Origin of the sequence: Calothrix sp. 336/3 (assembly GCF_000734895.2) — a bacterium.
Taxonomy (GTDB): domain Bacteria; phylum Cyanobacteriota; class Cyanobacteriia; order Cyanobacteriales; family Nostocaceae; genus 336-3.
Window position 1 is genome coordinate 415677 of the sequence record NZ_CP011382.1, and the last position, 22782, is coordinate 438458.

At 42.6% G+C, this 22782-nt stretch carries 20 protein-coding genes; 11 read left to right on the forward strand and 9 right to left on the reverse strand.

From position 1 onward, the window contains the following. Positions 1 to 268 precede the first annotated feature (268 nt). Both IJ00_RS26895 and IJ00_RS01705 read right to left on the reverse strand, forming a co-directional pair. Entirely contained in the window at positions 269 to 1984 is a 1716-nt protein-coding gene (locus tag IJ00_RS26895; RefSeq protein ID WP_052754355.1) for an ATP-binding protein, read from the reverse strand. Positions 1985 to 2317: 333 nt separating this feature from the next. Next, positions 2318 to 3787, reverse strand: a complete 1470-nt coding sequence (locus tag IJ00_RS01705) for an integrase (protein ID WP_035149410.1) — start codon at positions 3785 to 3787, stop codon at positions 2318 to 2320. Between the two features lie 98 nt (positions 3788 to 3885). Between IJ00_RS01705 and IJ00_RS01710 the strand changes: the two genes are divergently transcribed. Then, positions 3886 to 4413 (forward strand): GerMN domain-containing protein, encoded by a 528-nt coding sequence (locus IJ00_RS01710; RefSeq protein WP_035149412.1) that lies wholly within the window; start codon positions 3886 to 3888, stop codon positions 4411 to 4413. 275 nt (positions 4414 to 4688) lie between these two features. Here IJ00_RS01710 and IJ00_RS01715 read toward each other — a convergent pair whose 3' ends face one another. The 3 genes from IJ00_RS01715 to IJ00_RS01725 form a co-directional block, all read right to left on the reverse strand. Continuing rightward, positions 4689 to 4958, reverse strand: a complete 270-nt coding sequence (locus IJ00_RS01715; RefSeq protein WP_035149415.1) for a hypothetical protein — start codon at positions 4956 to 4958, stop codon at positions 4689 to 4691. An 8-nt stretch (positions 4959 to 4966) separates the two neighbouring features. Next, positions 4967 to 5563 carry a ParA family protein gene (locus IJ00_RS01720; protein ID WP_035149418.1) on the reverse strand — a complete coding sequence of 199 codons (597 nt, stop codon included), beginning with the start codon at positions 5561 to 5563 and terminating at the stop codon, positions 4967 to 4969. A gap of 217 nt (positions 5564 to 5780) precedes the next feature. Then, positions 5781 to 6080, reverse strand: coding sequence for a hypothetical protein (locus IJ00_RS01725; protein ID WP_052754356.1), 300 nt, complete (start codon positions 6078 to 6080; stop codon positions 5781 to 5783). A gap of 235 nt (positions 6081 to 6315) precedes the next feature. On the opposite strand from IJ00_RS01725, the gene IJ00_RS01730 reads away from it, so the two are divergent. From IJ00_RS01730 to minC, 7 genes are all read left to right on the forward strand, one after another. Then, positions 6316 to 6645, forward strand: coding sequence for a DUF6825 family protein (locus tag IJ00_RS01730; RefSeq protein WP_035149421.1), 330 nt, complete (start codon positions 6316 to 6318; stop codon positions 6643 to 6645). A gap of 130 nt (positions 6646 to 6775) precedes the next feature. After that, on the forward strand, positions 6776 to 8461 hold the full coding sequence (locus IJ00_RS01735; protein WP_035149423.1) for an AarF/ABC1/UbiB kinase family protein: 1686 nt from the start codon (positions 6776 to 6778) through the stop codon (positions 8459 to 8461). A gap of 16 nt (positions 8462 to 8477) precedes the next feature. After that, a complete protein-coding gene (locus IJ00_RS01740; protein WP_035149425.1) occupies positions 8478 to 9206 on the forward strand; it encodes a Stp1/IreP family PP2C-type Ser/Thr phosphatase in 729 nt (242 codons plus the stop codon). A 510-nt stretch (positions 9207 to 9716) separates the two neighbouring features. Then, positions 9717 to 9914 carry an NblA/ycf18 family protein gene (locus IJ00_RS01745; protein WP_035149428.1) on the forward strand — a complete coding sequence of 66 codons (198 nt, stop codon included), beginning with the start codon at positions 9717 to 9719 and terminating at the stop codon, positions 9912 to 9914. Positions 9915 to 10363: 449 nt separating this feature from the next. Next, positions 10364 to 11041: a hypothetical protein gene (locus IJ00_RS01750; protein WP_035149430.1), complete on the forward strand. Its 678-nt coding sequence runs from the start codon at positions 10364 to 10366 to the stop codon at positions 11039 to 11041. Positions 11042 to 11048: 7 nt separating this feature from the next. Beyond that, complete coding sequence (locus IJ00_RS01755; RefSeq protein WP_035149433.1) at positions 11049 to 12368, forward strand: four-carbon acid sugar kinase family protein; 1320 nt, start codon at positions 11049 to 11051, stop codon at positions 12366 to 12368. Positions 12369 to 12511: 143 nt separating this feature from the next. Beyond that, the gene (gene minC / locus IJ00_RS01760) at positions 12512 to 13489 is read left to right on the forward strand and encodes a septum site-determining protein MinC (RefSeq protein WP_035149435.1); all 978 of its coding nucleotides are present in this window, start codon (positions 12512 to 12514) and stop codon (positions 13487 to 13489) included. Between the two features lie 41 nt (positions 13490 to 13530). On the opposite strand, the gene IJ00_RS01765 is transcribed toward minC, so the two are convergent. Then, positions 13531 to 13881, reverse strand: coding sequence for a DUF5615 family PIN-like protein (locus IJ00_RS01765; protein WP_035149438.1), 351 nt, complete (start codon positions 13879 to 13881; stop codon positions 13531 to 13533). After that, positions 13875 to 14342 (reverse strand): DUF433 domain-containing protein, encoded by a 468-nt coding sequence (locus IJ00_RS01770; RefSeq protein WP_238178414.1) that lies wholly within the window; start codon positions 14340 to 14342, stop codon positions 13875 to 13877. The genes IJ00_RS01765 and IJ00_RS01770 overlap by 7 nt, the downstream gene beginning before the upstream one ends. 144 nt (positions 14343 to 14486) lie before the next feature. Between IJ00_RS01770 and smc the strand changes: the two genes are divergently transcribed. Then, positions 14487 to 18152, forward strand: coding sequence for a chromosome segregation protein SMC (gene smc, locus IJ00_RS01775; protein ID WP_035149441.1), 3666 nt, complete (start codon positions 14487 to 14489; stop codon positions 18150 to 18152). Between the two features lie 58 nt (positions 18153 to 18210). Beyond that, entirely contained in the window at positions 18211 to 19197 is a 987-nt protein-coding gene (locus IJ00_RS01780; protein ID WP_035149445.1) for a PRC-barrel domain-containing protein, read from the forward strand. A gap of 193 nt (positions 19198 to 19390) precedes the next feature. Here IJ00_RS01780 and crcB read toward each other — a convergent pair whose 3' ends face one another. Next, entirely contained in the window at positions 19391 to 19789 is a 399-nt protein-coding gene (crcB, locus tag IJ00_RS01785) for a fluoride efflux transporter CrcB (protein ID WP_035149448.1), read from the reverse strand. Between the two features lie 247 nt (positions 19790 to 20036). Here crcB and IJ00_RS01790 point away from each other — a divergent pair, with 247 nt between their 5' ends. Continuing rightward, positions 20037 to 20924: a M48 family metalloprotease gene (locus IJ00_RS01790; RefSeq protein WP_035149451.1), complete on the forward strand. Its 888-nt coding sequence runs from the start codon at positions 20037 to 20039 to the stop codon at positions 20922 to 20924. Positions 20925 to 20935: 11 nt separating this feature from the next. On the opposite strand, the gene IJ00_RS30080 is transcribed toward IJ00_RS01790, so the two are convergent. Then, on the reverse strand, positions 20936 to 22672 hold the full coding sequence (locus tag IJ00_RS30080; RefSeq protein WP_052754357.1) for a GAF domain-containing sensor histidine kinase: 1737 nt from the start codon (positions 22670 to 22672) through the stop codon (positions 20936 to 20938). Positions 22673 to 22782 lie beyond the last annotated feature (110 nt).

Here is a 22782-nt window from a genome sequence, read left to right on the forward strand (position 1 = left end):
ACAACAGGTAATACCAATTTGAAAAAGCATACGATGCCTTGACAAAATCCCTCACCCTTTGCCTTTAGGTAGTTTGGGTATCAGACACAATATATAATTATGGTGGATTACGGCAATTTTGACTGCTACTCATACTCAAACTCCGGAAAAATACATTGCCAATAAAAGGGAAGAGTGGGTTGACAAATATGCTTCCATAATTCACGCCAAAGTCCCTGAATAGGGTATTAGCAAAAAGCGTGAAAAATCGAATCGTTTCTGATAATGACTAATTCAAAGTACCCATCTTCCGAGGAATCTCTATAACAAATTCTGCCCCTTCTCCCACCACAGAATTACAATACAATCTACCACCATGCTTTTCCACCACTATTTGATAACTGATAGATAAACCTAATCCTGTACCCTTCCCAACTTCCTTAGTAGTAAAGAAGGGGTCAAAAAGTTTTGGTAAAACTTCTGGGGGAATACCTCTACCATTATCTTGAATCCGAATCGCAATGAAATCTGGAGATATCATCTGACTATGAATGGAAATTCGTGGTAGGAAATTCTGATTCTTTTGTACCTCTTCCTCTAATATATCAATGGCATTCACAAACAGATTCATAAATACCTGATTCAACTGTCCAGGGAAACAATCAATAGGTGGTAACTGACTATATTCCCTGATTATCTTAATTTCTGGATGATGGGGTTGAGCTTTGAGTCGATTCTGTAAAATCATCAAGGTACTTTCAATACCTTCGTGAATATCCACAGTCTTACAGTCTGCTTCATCTAAACGAGAAAAATTCCTCAAAGATAAGACAATTTGACGAATTCTTTCCGTTCCCACCACCATTGACTGAAGTAACTTCACCAAATCATCTTTGATAAATTCCAAATCTAGATTTTCTATTTCCTCTTGAATTTCCTCTGATGGGTTGGGGTAGGCAGATTGATACAAAGATATGATATGTAGTAGGTCTTGGGTATATTCGCAAGCAGGAGTCAAGTTTCCGTGAATAAAATTCACAGGATTGTTAATTTCATGGGCAACACCTGCTACCATTTGACCCAAACTAGACATTTTTTCACTTTGAATTAACTGAGCTTGGGTTCTTTTCAACTCTCGCAAGGTATTTTCTAAATTCTTAGCTTGTTTCTGTTGCTTACTGATGTCTGTGACACAACCATACCAAACAATTGAACCATTCTCCTGGGAAATCGGACGAGAAAAACCCTGTAACCACTTTTCCTCACCACTTGGGGTAAAAATTCGCCATTCATACTGCCAATTTTGCAAAGTTTGAGCAGATTCAGCAACAGTTGCTAAAAAACCGGGTAAATCTTCAGGATGCACACATTCATGCATTAACTGAGCATTCTGCAAGATTTCCTCTGGTTCTAAACCATAGACATCTCGACTACCGGAAGAAACGTACATGAAATTCATCTCACCATCCGGGGATATATCAATTTCATATAGCATCCCTGGGACGTTTTCTGCTAAATACTGCAACCGTTGTTGACTGCGATGCAGTTCCTCTGTAGGTTGAGAACTTTTTATTTGTGGGGTTGTCTCTGCTTCGTGACGGGATACCACATCTTCCGCAACGATGATAATACCAATAGTATTACCGTGGGCATCGTACCATGGATTTATTCGCAAATTTACCCATTTAGTCTGACCATCAGCCAGGGTAAGAGCTTCTTTGATATTTATACCAGCTTTTATTTGTAAACACTCGTGGATAATTTCTTGACACTGTATCGAGAAGTTATCCCCAATCTGATATTCATATTGCCAAGAGGGGCTAGCAAACAAGTAACGCATCCGATAGTCGAATACCGCGATCGCGGTGGGAACAGATGCAACCATCAATTGCATTTGCTCATAACTTTGCCGATTTAAGTTATCTATAGTGCTACGTAGTTGCAATAACTCTGTGTGCAGAGATTCATATATATCTCTGTCAATGGAAATCAGATTACTAGCCATAATATAGGGTTTTGCTATCACACTTGTAATGTATAGTTCCCACAAAAAAACATCAAACTAACAAAACAAAATATATTTTTTGCTTCCAGAGTAAAGCTTTGATTTTCAAGGTTAACAACAGGTTAATCTCCGTAATCACCCCAGGAAAGTTTACCTAAACAGAGTCAAATAATTTGTTAGTTTCTAGCTAAACCCTTACCCGATAAGGCTTGTATATTTAATTTGTATATAGAAATATGAGATAAAAAGCCCATTTATTAATAGTTGTATATTTGATTCGTATATACACACACATCAAATGTATACTGAGTGTTATATACACGAAAACTAAAATCATTCTCGTGAATTCAAAAATTCCTCCAATTGCTGATTCACCAACAATCCCCTTAAAGTTTCATTTTCTGCCTTTAAAGTCAAGTTTTCTAACTCTAGCTCCTTAATTCTCTCCTTCAAGACTTCCTTACTAGTTCCCTGTCGCAGCAATACCACCTCTCGATAAATTTCCAGGTTAGTATCCTGATTCATCCAACGCTGATAGGTTTTGGTATGCTCCTGTACCGTATGTCCCATATAATCAGCCATAGTTTTCATCGGAACTCGTAAACGATGACCACGGATAGCATAACCATGGCGTAAATCGTAGGGACGGAAACCTAAATTTACATTTCTAAAACGTATCTGAATTTTGGCAGTTTGATTACTTAGGGAAGCAATATAACTAGGGAGTTTGACATTTTTCAAATCAAAAAGTTCTACCCAGTGAGGGTATAGGGGAGGAATACCACAACTTCTCTCACCTGTTTTCGTTCCTGCTGTTAAACTAGGGTTGAGACTGACAAGGTGAAAAGTATTTCCTGGGTCAGTAAAAGCCCCAATATCCACTGCAAACAGTTCATGGGGTCTTAAACCGTAGGTAGCTAACATCCCATATATCCATTGCCATTGTAGGGGTAGAATGCGATTATCCTTGCTCGCATAGGGAGATAGGGGAGTACCAATTTGATGATAACCAGCAATAACTTCCTCATCACTGGGTATTTTGCGAATAGATGGTGAGGGTAAGGGTGTCGCGTAGGATGAAATTAATTTATCAGCATCAAAATTACAGAAATTACAGAACTTTTTCAATTGCCAAACTAGATAAAATCTGGCAACGGTATTAGGTTGAGTTTGCGATAGAGCAGTTTCTAAAGCATCCAGGGAAATAGGTACATCCTGAGGCAATTTTTTCAGATGTCGCAAATAATGACTTTCCCAGGTGCGTAAACCTTGACGATTCCTTTCATGGACTTTCCAGAATTCTCGTTCATACTCCTGAATTAATTGATGAATTAGCTTTGTAGCTTCAGTTTCCAGGATGGTTTTTTGTGCTTGCTTACCAAGTAATTCCGGTGTCCATTGAAATTGCTTAGTAACTAACAGTAAATCCAATTCCCTTGCTTTGGTAATTGCAGCTTTGACTCCCAAATCATTCGCAGCAAAGCCAAGAGAAAGGGTGTATTGTTTATTCGGACTGCCATTCTTGCCTATATCCCCTAATTTACAGGGAAAAGTCCCTTGGAGTCCAATAGACTTATAGGTAGTCAATTTCAGTTTAATCTTGACCCGATCCAAGCTTAATGCCGTATTTGCCTGAATAACCAGGTGTTTAACTCTCAGGTACTCCCGCTCCTGTTTTACACAATCATCTGTAGTTTGTTTTGGTTTCCACTGCTTCCACAGGGAAACTTCCCAAGAATCAATGGCAATCCCATCCCATTCTCCACGACGAGGATCGTAATTACTACTTTGCTGACTCGGCATAAGAATTAGGCAAATAAGAGTGTAGTCGCTTTGTAAATTTATGCTGATTTTATAACAGTTGGGGGGAATTCTGTTACAGAAATCAGACAGGAATTATTATGCATACTACTAAAGCTTATATTTACTCCCTAGTGGCGATCGCGCTCACCCTCAGCAGTTGCCATTCCACCCCCACCACAGTACAACCATCCCCCACCATCAGTGCTGCGGTGAAACCACCCACAGAAACACCAGAATCCCTCCTACCCAATCAATCTAGCTCCCATAGTATTTCCGGCAAAAAAGTTAATATCACCCTCTACACTAGCGATACCCAATGTCAAAAACACCTTCCTCAAGCTGTAGCAGTTGCAGCAAATGCACCTGTAACCAATGCAGTTGCGCAAATACTGGAAAAGGAAGATACGGCAGATTTTAGTATTTCTGGTTATCGCGTCAAATTACAAAATGGAGTTGCCACAATTGATTTTCGAGTAGCTCCTAGCTCTCAGCGTCAAATTAGTTCCCTTTCCAGTTGTGAACAGTTTGCCCTATTTGGAAGTTTACGAAAAACTCTTACCAGCAATCCACAATGGAAAATTAAACAAGTGAAATTTACCCAACAAGGAGAAGAAATCATTCTTTGACATACTTCCCCACTCGGAAGTCACAATGATAAAACTCCGGTTTTGATTAGGGATGAGGTTTAAAATAATTCGTAATTCGTAATTCGTAATGCTCCCTTCGGGAGAGCTACGCTAACGGGAGAGCTAACGCTAACGTAATTAGGTTTTGTGACGGGGATTTAAACCCCAAAGTTGATTAATTTATAAATTACGTCTAATGTGAATTAGAAATACCTCTGATTCCATAAAAGTTTCAGGGCTTAATTTACTACTTATTACTTATTACTCCTTACTCACTACTCCCCATCTATCTGTGACTTTAACCACTGTTCAACCAAGCCTGTGATAATATCACTCATTTGCTGCTCTTGTGCAGTAGCAAGGGTTTTCAGTTGGCGATGTAACTGTTTTGGCAAATAAATTGTTGTGCGAATATAATTAGGGTCTGTACTCTTAGTTTTGCGATAATTATTATCAACAACAGTTTCTATCTTATCCCGTGTTTGACGACTCCTTGCAGCATCAATTAACTCCTCAAATCGACTACTTTGCTTTTCTTGACTCATTATTCCCTCTACAAATTATCTAATATTTCCTCACCCACTGCTGCATACAAACGCCATGCAATGCGCGCATAATCATCTTTGACTAAATTTACAGGTACTCCTTCCAAAGCTGCCTTTTGGAATACAGATAAACGTCTAATTCCTGACTTAAATAGGGGCAAACCTGCACTTTCTAGAGCAATTCTGGCTTCATCACCCGCTTTATTCGGATGGGGAGGAATTAAAGTTAACAAAATTTTGTATTTTGTCGGAAAACGTTGGATTTGATTCACCATTTGCAAAGTTGCTGCCATGGCGATCGCGTCTGGAGTTGTGGGAATCACTAAAAAGTCACATCCACAAACAAGAGTTTTTAACTCCCTCTCATCCGGTTTTGCAGGAGTATCAATCACTATATGCTCGTACAACTTAACTAAACTCACACCCTGCTTTTCATCGGCAACTTTAAAGGGTAATTTCCCACGATTTGCCCAATCCAATGCACTACGGTTCAAATCCCCATCAATTAATAGAGTATCCGCTTTGGTTTGCAAATATGCAGCTAAGTGTAACGCTGTTGCAGACTTGGCAACTCCCCCCTTAAATGCAGCTACAGTGATAATCATTTTTAGGCAAGATTTTAGACATAGGGACATTTAACCATACAAATATTTAAAAATCTAGACTTCTAAAAGTTTAGATGCTTGATATACGTAATAAACATATATAAAAAGTAAGTAAGCTTTTATTTAAAAAAAGAAATATCTGCACTCAAAAAATACGCAAAGCAAAATTCAGTACAATAAAGAATATGCAAAAGGCGATCGCCCCTGTAAGGAATGATTAATACCCCCGATCCCGTTCTAAGTCCCAAATAACTTTCTCTAAGTACCACTGTTGGGATTTACCTGGATTTTGTCTCTTGGCATGAGATATTAAACGAGTAGCTGTTTGTCTTTCGCCAGCAACCAAGTTTAGTAAGTGTTTTTCTAGTTGTTTCGTTTTGTTTTTTATTCTTCTGGGTGAGGAGTCAGACACAGCAGGATTTTTTCTTGTAACATTCGCGTTATGGATGAGAACGTAAATGTTGTAAATCAGGACAAAGAGGGTTGCGAGCAGACAAATGATGGTACTAACTTCCATAGGTAGGGGGTAGTAGCATTAATCACTCTCAATATGCAATATCCCCTAGCGATCGCCCATGGGAGAATACAACATTTTTTATTTAAAGAGATGAAAAAGATTTGAGATTTTTACGGATAACAAAAAAATCAGTTCACAAATACCCAGGAAATCCTTACCACTTTTGAAAAACGCTCTCCACCAAAGCAGAAGGGCAAGTTATAATTTTCCTGGCAGACAACCGTAACAAAAATTTATGAGTAATCCTCTTCTACAAGCATTTTTCGTGGGTAGAGCAGTAGCCGAAGTCATTAACGAACGACTAGAACACACACTGACAGACGCTTTGAGCGAGTTTGGAAAATTCGATGCCGAACTGCGCGAGCAAATGCGACAGTTTACCGATGAAGTCATCGAGCGAGCAAACCGAGCATCAGAAGCAGCCGAATCTGGAGTATATACCTCAGGAACCGCTGATTCTGGAGCAAATTCCGCAGATTTGCAAGAAACAATTGATGAGTTACGGGCAGAAATCGCTTTGTTAAGAACTGAACTCCAAAGATATCGCAGCAGTTCTGCGGGTTAATCTTAATAGTAGGAGAGAGTTTAGTTATTCATCACCCACTGATGGGATTTTGGCATGGAAATCAATCCACCAAAGTCAAAACAAAGAACATCTACTGATAACAGTGCAACACCGACGGTAAGCGGAGCATATGGAAAAAGGATATTCAGAGAAAGCATACCGTTGGAATCGGGAGAACTATTCCAGTAGACGGCGCTTTATAGATATTTGGGGTTTTGTGTTGACTTTGTTGTTTCGCCTCTGGTTATACAACAAGTCTTGGAGTTATATAGGTGGAGTTACAGAAGCCAAACAAGCAGCAAGACGCAGAAATCTAGCTGTGTGGATTCGTAATACTTTTCTAGATCTAGGTCCAACCTTTATTAAAGTCGGACAATTATTCTCCACCCGTGCGGATATTTTCCCCGGTGAGTATGTCGAAGAACTATCAAAACTCCAAGATAAAGTCCCAGCTTTCGGTTATGACTTGGTAGAAAAGACCATTGAGCAGGAATTAGGAAGAAAGATTCCCCAACTTTTTGAAAGCTTTGAAGTTGTCCCCCTCGCTGCTGCCAGTTTAGGGCAAGTACACAAAGCAGTACTACATTCCGGGGAAGCAGTTGTCGTCAAGGTACAACGTCCGGGTTTAAAAAAATTATTTGAAATTGATTTACAAATCCTCAAAGGTATTGCTCGCTACTTTCAGAATCATCCGAAATGGGGGCGAGGAAGAGACTGGATGGGCATCTATGAAGAGTGTTGCCGCATCCTTTGGGAAGAAATTGACTACTTAGGTGAAGGTCGCAACGCGGACACCTTCCGACGCAATTTCCGAGGCTATGATTGGGTAAAAGTGCCACGGGTGTACTGGCGTTATGCCACTCCCCGTGTTCTGACCTTGGAATATATCCCTGGGATAAAAATTAGTCAGTACGAAGCCCTAGAAGCCGCAGGTTTGAACCGTAAAACCATTGCCCGCCAAGGTGCCCAAGCCTATCTATTACAGTTACTAGATAATGGCTTTTTCCATGCTGACCCCCACCCTGGTAATATTGCTGTCAGTCCAGATGGCTCATTAATTTTCTACGACTTTGGCATGATGGGGCGGATTAAGTCGAATATCCGTGAAGGTTTGATGGAAACGTTATTTGGCGTTGCTTCCAAGGACGGCGATCGCGTAGTCAAGTCTTTAATCGAATTAGGGGCGATCGCTCCGGTAGAAGACATCAGCCCCGTACGCCGCTCCGTCCAATTCATGTTAGATAACTTCATGGATAAACCCTTTGAAGCGCAATCTATCACCGCAATTAGTGACGATTTGTACGAGATCGCCTATAATCAGCCATTTAGATTTCCTGCAACCTTCACCTTTGTCATGCGTGCCTTCTCAACCCTAGAAGGAGTGGGCAAAGGTTTAGACCCAGAATTCAACTTCATGGAAGTTGCCCAACCCTATGCCATGCAGCTAATGAGCAACATGAATGGTGTCGAAACCAACAGCTTTATCAACGAATTAAGTCGCCAAGCAGTGCAAGTTAGCAGCACCGCCCTTGGTCTACCACGTAGATTAGAAGATACACTGGATAAATTGGAACGGGGTGATGTCCGAGTCCGGGTACGCTCCATTGAAACAGAGCGGATGCTAAGACGACAGGGTAACTTGCAACTTAGTATGACCTATGCTGTAATTATCAGTGGTTTTACCCTTTCGGCGACTATATTATTAGTCAAAGATTATATCTGGTTAGCGGCGATCGCCGGTTTAATTGCAGCAGCTGTCTCGTGGCTGTTAATTCGACTGCTGTTACGCCTCGACCGTTACGACCGTATGTATTAATAATTGTCGAAAATTTATGAAACTTAATTTTACCGGTATCAGCGACCCAGGACTGATTCGAGCAAATAATCAAGATGCCTATTATATCGACCCCGAAGGACGCTTTTTTATCGTTGCCGATGGTATGGGTGGTCATGCCGGTGGAGAACAAGCAAGTCGCATCGCAACCCAGGAAATTCAAAAGTATCTTTTAGAACACTGGAAATCTGACCTCTCTTCCCAAGAGTTACTAGAAGTTGCTTTACAACAAGCCAACGAAGCAATTCTCCAAGACCAACAAAACCACCCCGAACGGGCAGATATGGGAACTACGGCAGTAGTCGTCATCTTCCGTTCTCCTGATAGTCCTCTATGCGCCCACATCGGCGATTCTCGACTCTACCGTCTGCGAGCATCCCAACTCGAACAAATTACCGAAGACCATACCTGGGTAGCTCGCGCCACAAAAATCGGTGATATCAGCGCCGACGAAGCACGTAATCACCCCTTCCGTCACGTTCTCTCTCGCTGTCTAGGACGGGAAGACCTACATCAAGTTGATATTCAGCCCTTAGACCTGAAAACAGGAGATTGCCTCCTACTCTGTAGTGATGGGCTTACAGAAGAACTTATTGACGAGAAAATCTCTAGTTATCTCCAAGAAAAGACTTTAATGGAAAAAATCGCCCTCAACCTTGTGGAAGCTGCCAAGGAACAAGGAGGACACGACAACATTACAGTCATCCTCGTTGCCATGGATGATTAGACGGTACATATACTCAGCATTTTGTTCAATCTGAGCATTTTTCCTATCCACAACTTGATACAAATACTTTTAGCCTCCTCAGTTAACTGTGGAGGCTGAGTTTTTACAGATTTTCACACTTTGGTGTGTTGACATATTGCACACTTTCCGGTATGACGAGTATAATTCACATTTATACTCCCCTTGCTTCTCTACCCTAGAGATGAAAAGGGTTGTAGACCGAACTCTTGCTACACCTGTGGCAGTCAAGCCAGGTCATTCATATCGCCAATCACCAAAATTACCCGGAATTTATCCAGGTAACCTTGGGGTTTATATCAGCAGACTGAAACCAAAAAATTTCAGCTTGCCAAAAATCAACCATAAGGATATGGGCAATCTGTCAAATAATTGTTATCTTTCTTAATACAGAGGAACAAAAGATAGACATGAATCAGGTCTGTATCCCTTTTGGGCTTCTGTTACCGTTGTCAACTTGTTCGCGTTCTCTGTTCTTTTTGGAGTCAAACCATGAATCACCCAATTGAATTGACCTTAGAGCAACAATTCAACATTCATTCCTTTGCAACTCAAGTGCAAGGCATGAGTCATGACCAAGCAAAAGACTTCTTGATCAAACTCTATGAGCAAATGGTTGTCCGCGAGGCTACTTACAAAGAACTCTTAAAACATCAGTGGGGTATCGATTCCGGCTCCGCTATGGCATAGAGTTTGCTTTATGTCGCAGTGGGCGACCTCCTTCTCTTGCTAGGTTCCCAGAACGGAAAAGAGCCGGGGATGTTGGGGCGTCAACTTCGATTCCCAGTAACAAAATAATTAACACAGGTTTGCTATTGTTGTGAAATTACCAGGAAAACCCCTAGTAATGTTGACCTCAAAGCTACCCCAAGATTGCGTGGAAATTTAGTCAGAAAAAATGACTAGAAAAATAATCGCCCTATCAGCAGACTCAAAATCACAAAGATTTAGCTACTAACATTTATATTTCTTATAACTAAATTTCCTGCTGAATACATAACTTTTTAACATTAATTAATATATAGAATATAGGTAATACATATAATACGGCAAGCTTACAAGTAGAAATAGGGATTTTTTCTTTTCCCTTCAGGTTAGTATTTATGCTGTAGCCATTGCCGAGAAGGGAGTGTTTGTTTGTGCAACCAGACTTGTTAGGTTTGGAAATCTCTCCAGGGGAATTAAGACGCTTAACAGGGTTTGAGCCAGAGGATGTATTTCGTCCTTCGGTTTTGAGCGATCGCTCTCGCAATGGTTCCCAACGTTGGAGCTTCCTGTTGAATGAAATCCTGGTAGCACTGGCATTAACACCAATCATTGTCGGTTTTATCTACGGATTTTTGGTTTTACCGTTTTTTAGTTCTTCCACTGTGATCGGGGTTGTTTTATTGATTCTCGCACCCCTAGGTGTGATTATTGGGCGTTGGGTGTGGCGTAAGTTTGCCTATCCGCAAGTACTCACAGTTCTCCTAGATGAAGTAGATAAATACCACGCTCTCATCCAAGCTATAGATATTAATGACCAATTAGCCGACTCCGGCAATACCCAGAATCATCTGCGGGATAGAGAAAAAATTATCGCTGCATTACAATTAATTCGGGAAGATTTAGTCCGGGCATTAAAAACAGAGCGGATTTTACGGGATAATAAAAAGCTGCTTGCAAATAACCAAGAATTATTTGTCAACAATTTAGCTAACCTCCAAGCCTTGCAGGTCAGTACCCAAGCTGGAGAATACGCCCAACTTTTGCATCAATCATTCCAAATTGCCCTCGATGTGCAAGCAGAACTGAGAAAATTGCAGTCTTCCCAGTAATATTAAAATGACTACCAAACCAAAAATTATTGTCCTGGATGACGATCCCACAGGTTCGCAAACAGTCCATAGTTGCTTGTTGCTGATGCGATGGGATGTGGCAACCTTACGCACTGGGTTACAGGATGATGCACCAATTTTTTTTGTATTAACGAATACAAGAGCTTTGCCTCCAGAGGCAGCAGCAGCAGTTACTAGGGAAGTTTGTCAAAATCTCAAGGTAGCATTAGCAACAGAAGGAATTAGGGATTTTCTTGTGGTTAGTCGCTCCGACTCCACCCTACGGGGACATTATCCCATCGAAACCGACGCGATCGCCGAAGAATTAGGTGACTTTGATGCCCATTTTCTCGTTCCTGCCTTTTTTGAAGGGGGAAGAATCACCCGCGATAGTATCCACTACCTAATAGTTGATGGTGTACCAACACCAGTACATGAAACAGAATTTGCCCGGGATTCCGTCTTTGCCTACCATCACAGTTATTTACCAGAATATGTAGCAGAGAAAACCCAAGGGAAAATCCCCCCAGAGCAGGTGGAAAGATTCCTACTGGCAGATATTCGCCAGGGTTGTCAAGAAAGGTTAATGCAATTAACTGGAAATCGCTGTGGGGTAGTAGATGGGGAAACCCAAGCTGATTTAAATCAATTTGCCACAGATATTCTCAGTGCCGCAAGTCAGGGTAAAAGGTTTTTATTCCGCAGCGCCGCCAGTATTCTCACCGCTTTGGCAGGTTTACCCCCCCAACCCATTGCCCCCGAAAATATGGCTGAGTACGTGCGAGAAGGTAAGCCAGGGGCAGTAATTGTCGGCTCCCATGTGAAAAAGACTACTCAGCAGTTAGCAGCGCTTCTAGAAGCAGAGGGAACCGCAGGAATTGAAATAGATGTTAGTCGCTTAGTTAATGATACAGGAGCGGAGTATCAACAATTACTCGATGAAGTGTTACAAAATGTACATCAATTCCATCTTGCGGGTAAAACCCCTGTAGTCTATACCAGTAGACAAGAGTTAACTTTTGTGGATGTGAAAACTCGTCTTGACTTTGGGGCGAATGTTTCCGCTTTATTGATGGATGTTGTGCGCGGTTTACCGGAAGATATTGGCTTTTTAGTCAGCAAGGGTGGCATTACTTCCAACGATGTGTTGAGTACAGGGTTAGCTTTAACCTCCGCACGACTACTGGGACAAATTTTAGCAGGTTGCTCCTTGGTACGAACTGCCCCAGAACATCCCCAGTTTCCCAATTTACCAGTGGTGTTATTTCCCGGTAATGTAGGTGATAGCAATGCTTTAGCTACGGTTTATCGCCGATTGAGTAAATAATACACCTGGGAGTATCCCAGTAGTGCAGGCATCCTGTCTGCTTTAGTTATGAAAGTAGGGAGAAAAATGCTCCTACTACCGTCTTTATTTTTGCAAAATTGGGATGCTCCCATACACCTTAACCCTTTCCCCTTCAATTCGGTATGTTTCCTGATTTAGACGCTAATTCTGCGGATGCAGAACCTATTTCCTCTCTGACTCATCTAGAGGCAGAATCAAGTAATCCTGTGCTTCCGGATGTGGAAGTTGAATCTGTTTTGCTGTACCTCAAGGAAAATACTGAGATTCCCCCATCCGTTGAGGAAGAAAAACCAGAAATTCCGGCTGAGACTTCCGAAATAGAGCTAGATTTAGATTCCCTTGATGCACCTTTACCGGAAGGAAAGGTAAAACAAAATGTACAAGTACAGATTAAGAGTGAGGCAGAAAGATTATTACTAATTTTACCCACTGAATCCCAATTACCAGCTTCTGAGGTCAGTTGGTCAGAAATGTGGCAACAGTTAAAGGTACGATTGAATGGTAGCGATCGCCTGCGTATACCCCATGTAACTGTTCATCTGTTAGCTGGCGATCGCCTCCTGGATACCCGACAATTACAAGAATTAGCCGAAACCCTCAAGGATATAGATTTACATCTGAAGTCGGTGGCAACTAGTCGCAGACAAACGGCGATCGCTGCGGCAACTGTGGGTTACTCAGTCGAGCAAATTCAACGGGAAAACACCCTCGCTTCCCCTCCCCAAACCACCACCGCACCCCTTGCTGACCCCCTGTACGTGGAAATGACTGTACGTTCTGGTGTCGATATCCGTCACCCTGGAACGGTAATTGTTATGGGAGATGTCAACCCCGGTGGTAGTATTGTCGCCGATGGTGACATCCTGATTTGGGGAAGATTAAGAGGTTTAGCCCACGCTGGGGCAAATGGCAACCGCGATTGCCTAATTATGGCATTGCAAATGGAACCGACTCAATTACGAATTGCCGAAGTTGTCGCCAGAGCTCCCGAAAAATCACCGAGTCAGTTTTATCCTGAAGTAGCTTATGTTACGGAACAGGGAATTAGGATTACTCGCGCGGTGGATTTTTCTAAAGCTGTGTTATCGAGAAATTCTTAGGTTGATAAGGTTTGCGCGTCTCCTCGTGTTGTTAGACTACCTCACCATGGAAGATAGTGAATTTGTCCTTCCATCTCTCCATCTTGAGCGCACTCTACTAATACAAGAATATCCTCAAGAACTCGACCGATTGGAGCATCTGTGCTAACTTCAATCACTCCTGGCATAGGCTGTTCCTCTGTGACTCGATCGTAGGCATAGCGAGTAATCGTAGCAACATCGTGAGTTAGCAAAATTCGCCCCTCTTGTGCTGCCCATTCTAAGACAGTTGGATCATCTTTACCTGATAATCCAACATCTTGCACACGAACAATATCAAGAGTTGGGTTACGGCGAAATAGTCCTCGCACAATTGTATTATCGAAGTTCTCGTCAGCCAGAAATTTCAACATACTTCTTGTTCAGTTCTGCGGGAAAGAAGGCGATCGCGTAAACCTTGCGGGTCAAATCTCCCTTGATTCATTTTCCGAATCTCTTGCGATTGCTGCCGTCGTTTTTGTAAGTAAGCATCTACTTCCGATTGGTGCTTAAGATAAAAAGCAATGGTCGCATAAACATCAGCTAGATTCAGTGACGGATACCGATAAGTAATTTCCTCTGCTGTTGCGCCCTGATGAAAGACAGCAACCACAGTATCCAAAGTTACACGAGTTTTTCCTACAAGAATTACACCATCTTCGTTCGCTTGTAAAGGAGCAGATTCAGCCACGATTATTAATGTCATAACCACTTCCAAGGTCACTGCTTTGATGGTAGCAAACGAAATCAGTGCATAATTACATCCCAGGCTCAATACCATGACTCCAGGTTTATCAATCACCTGATTGGCGATCGCCTTAATCGGGAGTCTCAATGGTACACTTGAACTTCAGAGAGAAAAGTATTGAGCGTTGAGTAAATTGCAGCACTTAATGGTATGTTGGAATGTCATTTATTGTAATGCTGACCACAATTTACAACTCCGCATTCTGTACTCTGTACTACACAAAGCGCCTCTATGGTTCATATTAAGCGCGTGGAACTGACAAACTTTAAATCCTTCGGGGGGACAACTGCTGTACCTCTGTTGCGGGGATTTACCGTGGTTTCTGGTCCCAACGGTTCCGGAAAATCCAATATACTAGACTCATTATTATTCTGCTTAGGACTTTCAGGTTCTAAGGGAATGCGTGCAGATAGACTTCCTGACTTAGTTAATACTACCCAGGTAAGTAAGGGACGTTCCACAGTCGAAGCAAGTGTAACTGTCACCTTTGACTTATCTGATCATGTGCAGGAAGAAGAATTAGAGGTTCCTGTCTCCGTGGTGGAAGTGGAAGAGACGGAAGAAATAGAGGAAGAAGCAAAGGAAGAAGCAGAGGAAGAGAAAAACCGTTACGAAAAAATTCGCGCCATTCCTGGGGGAGAATGGAGTGTGACACGACGGTTACGGGTAACTCCCCAGGGAACCTATACTTCTAATTACTATGTGAATGGAATTTCCTGCACCCTGACAGAATTACATGGAGAGTTGGAGCGTTTGCGGGTGTATCCGGAAGGTTACAACGTAGTGCTTCAGGGGGATGTTACTAGCATTATCTCCATGAATGCGCGGGAAAGACGGGAAATTATCGACGAGTTAGCAGGGGTAGCAGCATTCGACAGAAAAATTCACCAAGCCAAGGATACCCTAGAGGAAGTTCGGGAAAAGGAAGATAGTTGTCGAATTATTGAGACGGAATTACAAGCACAGTGCGATCGCCTATCTCAAGATAAAGCCAAGGCGGAAAAATATCAAAAGTTACGCACAGAATATTTAGAAAAGCAGAAATGGGAAGCCGTTTTATCCTGGCGATCGTTGCAAAATCAGCAGGAAAAACTTTCTACCCAAATCCAAGCAGGAGAAAGACAGCAAGGGGAATTTACTGCGGAATTAACTACCCTCAATCAAAATATTCTCAGTAAAAATACAGAATTAGACCAACTTAACGCCCATGTCAAAGCCCTGGGAGAGGAAGAACTGTTACAAGTACAGGGCATTCTCGCCACCCAGGATGCTGAACGCAAACAGTTAGAGCGTCAACAACAGGAAGTCACAGCTGCCCAGGAAGACACAAGCAGGCGTTTACAGTCAACTCAAGGCGAAATTAGCCAATATCAGCAAAATATTACGAACCTCACCCAGGAAGGAAATACAGCTAGGGAAAATTTTGTCTCCCTCCAAACCCAACGGGATACCGCCCAAGCCAACCTGGAAGCTTCTCGACAAATCGCCACAGAAATAGCTTCCGCTTCCGAAGCCTGGGTACAACAACAAACTGCCCTGAGTCGGCAAATTGAAACCTTACTGCAAACCCTGGAACCCCAACGCACCGAACAAGCTCAACTGGGAGAACGTCACGACCAGCTTCAGCAACAAATTCAGGAGCAAACCCAACTCATTGCCACCCTAGAACCACAGTTAGGGGAAAAGGAAAGAGAATGTCAAGCTTTAGAAACAGAATTTAATAGTTCTGCCGCTCCCATCCAAACCCTTGCAGAAACCCTCGCAGCTACGGAGCAGGAATTACAAGTTCAACAAGACACCCAGAAACGCTTACTCCAGGAACAACGAGACAAGCAACGTCAACTCGATAAATTGGAAGCACAAGCACAAGCACAACAGGAAGTTCAGGGAACAGGAGCCAGTAAGGTCATCTTACAATCAGGTTTACCAGGTGTGTGTGGCTTGGTGGTACAGTTAGGGAAGGTAGAACCCCGTTACCAAATGGCTTTGGAAATTTCCGCCGGGGCGCGCCTAGGGCATATTGTTGTGGAAGATGATAGTATTGCGGCTGCCGGAATTGAGCTATTGAAACAGAAACGGGCAGGTAGGGCAACCTTTTTACCCTTAAATAGAATTCATACACCCAAATTTACCCAGGATGCTACCCTCCGTCTAGCTCAGGGTTTCGTCGGCTATGCAGTCAATTTGGTAGAGTGCGATCGCCGTTACAAAGATGTCTTTGCCTACGTTTTCGGCAGCACAGTAGTATTTGACACCCTAGAACACGCTCGTAAAAACCTCGGTTTATATCGCATTGTCACCCTAGATGGGGAACTTTTGGAAACCAGTGGAGCGATGACAGGGGGAAGCGTCACCCAGCGTTCTGCTTTGCGTTTTGGTAAGGGGGAGAGTGGAGAATCTGAGGAAGTTGTGGGATTAAGAAGGCGCTTGGCAGATATTGAGCGAGTTTTAGAACGTTGCAACGAAGCCTTAACTATCCTAGCTCCGAAAACCAAGGCAATTTCCCAGGAATTAACCGAAGCTCGTCAAAAACGTCGCGAACAGCAATTACAACTGGAACAGTTACAAAAAGACATCAAAACCATTGCCAGTCAGTTAGAAACAGCGCGATCGCAACTCCAACAAAACCAAGAACGCCACACCACCGCCCAATCTCGTCTCGAAATCCTCCACCGGGAATTACCAGGACAGGAGCAGCAATTACAACAATATCGCCAGGAACTTACTGAGCTAGAAGCCTCCCAAACCCCCCAGGAATGGCAACAAATTCAGGCACAAATTAAACAGCAAGAGCAACAATTGCAACAACAGGAAATTCTCCTCCGGGAAGCTGCCCAACGCATTAGTAACCAGGAGAATCAACAGCAGAGGTTACAGGAAAAAATTCAAGAAGCAGAGCAAAGAATTATTGAGTATGAAAAATTGCGAGTCAATCAGCAAAATCATCTAGAAAGTTTAAACTCCCAATATTCCACCCTGACAAACCAAATCACCCAGACAAGGCAACGTCTGACAGAGATGGAAGGTAAACTAGGGGAAGAAAAACAAAAGCGCGATCGCCTAGAAGCAGAATTGCGCTCCGACTTACTGCGTCAACAACAACTGGAATGGGAACTTGAAAAGCTGCAAGAAACCCAAACCAAGCACCGAGAAGAACTCCTCACCGTGCAAACCCAACTCCAAACCGTTTCCGCAGAGCTACCTTCCCCCCTCCCCCCAGTCCCCGACAAGGTAGACTTAGAAGAACTCCAAAAAGAACTCCGCAGCCTTGCCAAGCGTCTCCAAGGGATGGAACCAGTTAATATGCTGGCACTAGAACAATTTGAACGCACCCAGAAACGTCTCGAAGAACTTAGTCAAAAATTACAGACATTAGAAGCCGAACGCACGGAACTATTGTTAAGAATTGAAAACTTTACCACCCTACGACAACACGCATTCAAAGAAGCATTCGACGCAGTCAATGAGAACTTCCAATCGATTTTTGCCACCCTTTCCGAAGGTGACGGCTATTTACAATTAGACAACCCAGAAGACCCCTTTAGTAGCGGTTTAAACCTAGTTGCCCATCCCAAGGGTAAACCAGTACAACGCCTAGCTTCCATGTCAGGAGGCGAAAAATCCCTCACAGCTCTCAGTTTTATCTTCGCCCTGCAAAGATACCGCCCCTCCCCTTTCTACGCTTTCGACGAGGTAGATATGTTCCTAGATGGAGCAAACGTAGAGCGATTAGCTAAAATGATTAAGCAACAAGCGCAGCAAGCACAATTTATAGTTGTGAGTTTGCGCCGTCCGATGATAGAATCAGCCGAACGCACAATCGGCGTTACTCAAGCAAGGGGAGCTTATACCCAAGTTTTAGGTATCAAGTTACAATCATCCCATACAAGCGCTTGAGTTTTTGTTAATAATAGTGTATAGATAAACCGGATTCGAGATCAGGACTCGGTATAGAATGACCTCTGAACAAACTGTTAGACGTTCCGATATATTAAACACCCAAGTAATTACCCGCGACAACGGCAAGCGAGTCGGTATCGTCAGCCAAGTCTGGGTAGATATAGATCAGCGAGAAGTTGTAGCGTTCAGCTTACGAGACAGCCTGATCTCTGTTTCTAGTATTCCTCGTTATATGTACTTGGACAAAATCAACCAAATCGGTGATGTGGTTTTAGTTGACAACGAGGATGTGATTGAAGACTTAGACCCAGAAATGTACAGTAACTTAATGAACTGGGAAGTCATCACTGAAACAGGGGAAGTATTAGGCAGGGTACGCGGTTTTAAATTCGATACGGAAAATGGTAAAATCTACTCGATTACCATTGCTTCCTTGGGATTACCACAAATTCCCGACCAGTTTTTAAGCACCTACGAACTCTCCATCGAAGAAATTGTCAGCACCGGACCAAATCGCCTGATAGTATTTGAAGGGGCAGAGGAACGAGTCACCCAATTGACAGTCGGTTTTCTGGAACGTTTGGGTATTGGTAGAGCCCCCTGGGATAATGCTGATGAGGAGTATAGTTACACTCCCCGTTCTGTTGCACCAGCAAATCAGCTTCCTAGTGGTGTACCCCTAGAACCACCCAAACAGAAAGTTCGCGCTCCCGAACCCGTAGCACGGGAAGAATGGGACGAAGATTACTATGAGGAAGAACGTCCCCGTCGTCAAGTCATGGAAGCACGTTCCTACGAGTCGATTCGCTATGAAGAAGAAGACGAAGACGACAATTGGAGCGAAGCTAGTGGCAAGGATAAATATCAAAAAGCTGCCAGTTATGAACCCCCCGCACCGAGTAAAAAATCCTACGGAGATGACTACGATGACTTTCAGGATGATTTAGATAAGGATGCGTGGGATGATGAACCAGCCAAACCTCTAAATATTCCTAAGAAAGTTAAAGAGAAGCAACCAGAATACGAAGAAGAAGGGTATTAGGAAGCATTAATTATCTAGTTACATATCTCAACCTCCTCAAAATTAGGGGAGGTTTTGTTTTGGCAATCCAGCAAAGTGCTAGGTAATAACTGTAGGAATGAATTGAGCAAATTTTTCGATAAAAATAAATCAATGACACGCTTTATACATGATCAATTTGCCAAAGATTATCTCGAAGAGTTACTGACTAATTCTATTTCAACCGCATTCCTAAGATAATACCTAACTGTACAGCAAGAATACCCAAAAAGGCGCTACCTGCCCAATAGAAAATAGCTGTGAATAAACTAGCATTTCTCCACAAATTCACACTATCAATACCGTAGGTAGAAAAGGTGGTATATGCGCCAAGAAAACCCGTAAAAATGATTAAGCTCAACTCCGGGGAAATCAGATTAACTTTCTGCACAAACACAGTGGTGAGAAACCCCATGGCGAAGCAACCAGTAACATTAATAAAAAATGTGCCGTAGGGAAAACCCGTACCAAAGCGACTAGCAAACCACAGGGTAAGATAATAACGAGTCAAAGCACCAGCGATCGCCCCCAGAGAAACAGCGATCGCCCGACGAATTTCTGGATGTTGCACCATTCTCACAACCAAAGATAATTCCCCATTTTACCTCTGAAGATAGATGCAAAAAGTAGCGGATACTCATATCAGTTCAACTCTGGAAAAAAGGCTTAAATTCTCAGGAAAATCCGCAAAATAGCTAATTATAAAGTAGGGAAACCGTACTGGATGAGAGAAAAATTTCTACCTGATATTTCTATTCCTAGATAGATAAAATCAGGGTAATCCTTAACATACCAGAGAATTTACAAAAATTATTACTTCCATGGGAAATCAATTCAAAACCCTAGTTTTACTTGCTGTCCTCAGTGCCATTTTAATTAGTATTAGTTATGCGGTAATTGGTGGTACCACAGGTATTATCGTCGGCGTTGGTTTAGCAGCAGTCACTAATTTATTATCTTGGTATCAATCAGATAAAATTGCCTTGGCAGCATACCAAGCTCAACCAGTGTCTGCCCAAGAAGCACCAGGACTTTATCAAATGGTAGAACGACTGGCAAGACGAGCAAATTTACCTATGCCTGGGGTATATATTGTACCTAGTCAAGCAGCAAATGCCTTTGCCACTGGGCGCGATCCCGAACACGCAGCAGTTGCCGTCACAGAAGGTATTTTAAATATTTTACCCGCCGATGAGTTAGAGGCAGTCATTGCCCATGAACTTACCCACGTTGCCAACCGTGACACCCTAACTCAAGCAGTTGCCGCTACCATTGCCGGAGCCATATCTTTCCTCGCGCAAATGGTAAGTTACAGCGCTTGGATGACAACTGGTTCCCGCGATAGAGCTACGCTCCGCCTGGAAGGCGATCGCCAAAACGCCAATCCCCTAGGTATACTCCTGACAGTTATACTCGCTCCCATCTCTGCGACTATCATTCAATTAGCCATTTCCCGTACCCGTGAATTTGCGGCAGATGCAGGAGCAGCCAAACTCACAGCGAATCCTCGCGCTTTAGCCAAAGCACTCCAAAGGTTAGAAGCTAACGCCCGAAATATACCCATGCAGGCAAATCCAGCCTTTGAACCCCTGTTAATTACTAACGCTGCCACAGGGCAATTCCTCGGCAATTTGTTCTCTTCTCACCCATCTACAGAAGCACGGGTGGCAGCATTGTTGAAAATAGAAGAACAACTAATTACAAATTAGTGATTGACTGTCTACAAATTGGAATTAGGAATCTCAATAATAAACTCAGTGTATTTGCCAACTTCTGACTCCACACTGAGTTTACCACCATGCCTATTCTCGATGATTTCTTGAGCAATCGAAAGTCCTAAACCTGTACCTTTGCCAACATTTTTAGTTGTAAATAAATGGTCAAAAATTCGTGTTTTTATCTCATCCGGAATACCTGCACCATTATCACGAATTTTGATGGTAAAGAATTGATTATCCCCACTCATTGCCGTAGTAATTGTAATCACATTCGGATGGCTTTTGATATCAGCATAGGAGCGCCCCTGGTTCGCTTCATCAAAAGTATCAATGGCGTTAGCAATCAGATTCATAAATACTTGGTTGAGTTGCCCCAGAAAACATTCTACCCGATTGACAGAACTGTAATTTTTGACAATTTCAATCTGAGGGCGATGTTCATTAGCTTTCAGACGATGCTGGAGAATCATTAAAGTACTGTCAATCCCCTCATGAATATTGACTGCAACTTTGGAGTCGGTATCACTACGAGAGAAAGTTCGTAGGGAAGTGCTGATATTTTTAATGCGATCGCAACCAACTTGCATCGAATCAACCATCTTGGGCAAATCTGCCAAAATGTAATCTAAATCAATATCTTCCGCATGCTCGGCAATCTCGGATTCTGACTTACCCTCTTGGTATAGCTGCAAATGTTCCAAAATATCTTGTAAGTTTTGTTTGATTTCCTTGAGGTTGCCAGAAATAAAGCCAATGGGATTATTAATTTCGTGAGCAACACCCGCTACTAAGTTACCCAAGGCAGACATTTTTTCATTTTGAATTACCTGAATTTGGCTTTGTTGTAAATCTTGTAGCGCTTTTCTTAAATCACCCTCAGCTTGGATACGTCTGATACACAAGGAAATTTCACTAGATACTAAAAAAAGAGTGTGTAAAACTTGTTCTGATAACTTTTGTCGGGAAAACATAGCAATCACACCCACCAATTGCTCACCCACAATCAGAGGATAACCAGCAAAAGCCATCATCCCCTCACGTTTTGCCCATTCTTTATCACCAACACGGGGATCGCTTAAAACATCATTCGTCAGGTGTGGTTCTTTTTCTTCAGCAATCAAGCCAATCTTAAATTTACCCACAGGCACACAGCGATGGGGTCCATCGATATGAGTATACATCCCCGCACTAGCTTTTAATTCCAAGACATTTTCCTGGGGATTTAACAGCCAAATCCTTGCAAAAGCCGCATTTAGGTATTGAACGACAACTTCTGTAAACTCTTGTAACGTTTTGGATAAATTCTCAGCACGGGAAGAAATATTACTGATAGCTGCTCGAAATGCCAATATATTTGTCTGCTCTGTCAGTAAATAGGAGTCAGCAATCACCTCGGCGTGCATCTGAGCGTTTCTTACCATCTCTCCATGGGTAAGTATGGGATTTGTTTGGGGTGATGGGGGATAAACGCCAATATTCATGTTATCCCAGGGAATTTCGTTGGGAGTGATGCTTCCTAAGACAAGAGGTTTTTCGAGGTTAGAATCATCAATCCAATTTCTACACTTGCCCACCATTCCCAGACTACTGGGGGTAGTATAGTCAAAAACTTGCGGCAGTTCCATCGCCATTGTTGGGAACACAATTTCCCCCACCCCTTGATATAATCGCCTGCGAGCAGCATTATGGGGTTTTGTACATACCCTCAAAGTCGGTAAATCTAAAGAAATGTTTACCATCCAACTTTCCTGAATTTTTTACATACCATATAGATATAGATTTCCCTTTTTTCAGGAGAATATTTGCAATTTGCCAGTAGAAACTGGAATTTTGCGAAAAATGGCAGATA

What these genes read in the sequence shown, in the direction of transcription:
- IJ00_RS26895 (WP_052754355.1), bottom strand. Translation starts at nt 1,984, where the DNA reads ATGGCTAGTAATCTGATTTCCATTGACAGAGATATATATGAATCTCTG.
- IJ00_RS01705 (WP_035149410.1), bottom strand. Translation starts at nt 3,787, where the DNA reads ATGCCGAGTCAGCAAAGTAGTAATTACGATCCTCGTCGTGGAGAATGG.
- IJ00_RS01710 (WP_035149412.1), top strand. Translation starts at nt 3,886, where the DNA reads ATGCATACTACTAAAGCTTATATTTACTCCCTAGTGGCGATCGCGCTC.
- IJ00_RS01715 (WP_035149415.1), bottom strand. Translation starts at nt 4,958, where the DNA reads ATGAGTCAAGAAAAGCAAAGTAGTCGATTTGAGGAGTTAATTGATGCT.
- IJ00_RS01720 (WP_035149418.1), bottom strand. Translation starts at nt 5,563, where the DNA reads ATGATTATCACTGTAGCTGCATTTAAGGGGGGAGTTGCCAAGTCTGCA.
- IJ00_RS01725 (WP_052754356.1), bottom strand. Translation starts at nt 6,080, where the DNA reads ATGGAAGTTAGTACCATCATTTGTCTGCTCGCAACCCTCTTTGTCCTG.
- IJ00_RS01730 (WP_035149421.1), top strand. Translation starts at nt 6,316, where the DNA reads ATGAGTAATCCTCTTCTACAAGCATTTTTCGTGGGTAGAGCAGTAGCC.
- IJ00_RS01735 (WP_035149423.1), top strand. Translation starts at nt 6,776, where the DNA reads ATGGAAAAAGGATATTCAGAGAAAGCATACCGTTGGAATCGGGAGAAC.
- IJ00_RS01740 (WP_035149425.1), top strand. Translation starts at nt 8,478, where the DNA reads ATGAAACTTAATTTTACCGGTATCAGCGACCCAGGACTGATTCGAGCA.
- IJ00_RS01745 (WP_035149428.1), top strand. Translation starts at nt 9,717, where the DNA reads ATGAATCACCCAATTGAATTGACCTTAGAGCAACAATTCAACATTCAT.
- IJ00_RS01755 (WP_035149433.1), top strand. Translation starts at nt 11,049, where the DNA reads ATGACTACCAAACCAAAAATTATTGTCCTGGATGACGATCCCACAGGT.
- minC (WP_035149435.1), top strand. Translation starts at nt 12,512, where the DNA reads ATGTTTCCTGATTTAGACGCTAATTCTGCGGATGCAGAACCTATTTCC.
- IJ00_RS01765 (WP_035149438.1), bottom strand. Translation starts at nt 13,881, where the DNA reads ATGTTGAAATTTCTGGCTGACGAGAACTTCGATAATACAATTGTGCGA.
- smc (WP_035149441.1), top strand. Translation starts at nt 14,487, where the DNA reads ATGGTTCATATTAAGCGCGTGGAACTGACAAACTTTAAATCCTTCGGG.
- IJ00_RS01780 (WP_035149445.1), top strand. Translation starts at nt 18,211, where the DNA reads ATGACCTCTGAACAAACTGTTAGACGTTCCGATATATTAAACACCCAA.
- crcB (WP_035149448.1), bottom strand. Translation starts at nt 19,789, where the DNA reads ATGGTGCAACATCCAGAAATTCGTCGGGCGATCGCTGTTTCTCTGGGG.
- IJ00_RS01790 (WP_035149451.1), top strand. Translation starts at nt 20,037, where the DNA reads ATGGGAAATCAATTCAAAACCCTAGTTTTACTTGCTGTCCTCAGTGCC.
- IJ00_RS30080 (WP_052754357.1), bottom strand. Translation starts at nt 22,672, where the DNA reads ATGGTAAACATTTCTTTAGATTTACCGACTTTGAGGGTATGTACAAAA.